At 61.5% G+C, this 1,010-nt stretch carries 1 protein-coding gene; it reads left to right on the forward strand.

Annotated features, from left to right (window positions below):
• Positions 1–148 precede the first annotated feature (148 nt).
• Positions 149–1,010 (forward strand): lipopolysaccharide heptosyltransferase II (gene waaF / locus A3730_RS00225; protein WP_063537199.1); only part of this gene is annotated, 862 nt, incomplete at its 3' end.

A 1,010-nucleotide genomic window follows, 5' to 3' on the forward strand; every position in this document is an offset into this window, starting at 1 on the left:
GATCCGTGAACTGGATGGTCGTATCATTGGTGCCGGTAAACGCGGCCCGGTGACGGAACAGCTGCAGGCCGTCTATTTCGACTTGGTGCGCGGCAAGCTGGATGACGATTACGGAGACTGGCTCACTTACGTGAGCTGAAGCAGGCGGATGCCGGCTACCGTTACCGACTCGCCCTCCGCCATCCTTGTCGTCGGCCCGTCCTGGGTCGGCGACATGGTGATGGCGCAAACGCTGTTTTCCGAACTGCGTCATCAATATCCCGATTGTGCTATCGATGTGCTCGCGCCGACTTGGTGCCGGCCGCTGCTGTCACGCATGCCGGAAGTGCGAGAGGCGCTGGCGTTGCCGTTTGATCATGGCGATTTGCGTCTTGGTGAGCGGCACGCATTGGGGAAATCCCTGCGCGGCCACTATCAGCAAAGTTATGTGCTGCCCAATTCGCTCAAGTCTGCGCTGGTGCCGTTTTCGGCGAAAGTTCCGGTGCGCACCGGCTGGCGGGGCGAAATGCGTTATGGCCTGCTCAACGATGTGCGCAAACTGGACAAGGAACGCTACCCCTTGATGGTGCAGCGTTTTGTGGCGCTGGCATTGCCGGAAGGCGCGCCGGTTCCGGGGCTGGATGAAATTACCGCTCCACACTTGCAGGTCAGTGACGATTCCCGCAATGGGGCCATGGCGGCGCATAATCTCAACCTGGACCGCCCGGTGCTGGGGCTGTGCCCCGGGGCTGAATTCGGTCCGGCCAAGCGTTGGCCAGAGCATCATTATGCCGCAGTGGCCCAGCACTGGATCGAGCGTGGCGGGCAGGTGTGGATCTTCGGTTCCGGTAAAGACCAGCCCGTGGCGGATATGATCGTCGGGGCACTGGAGAACGGTGCGGATGAGCATGCGGTGGTGCTGGCGGGGAACACGTCCCTGGAGCAGGCCGTGGATTTGCTGTCAGCGACCATGGCGGTGGTCAGTAATGATTCTGGTCTGATGCATATTGCGGCCGCCCTGAAGCGGCCAC

Source organism: Alcanivorax sp. HI0044 (genome assembly GCF_001634945.1).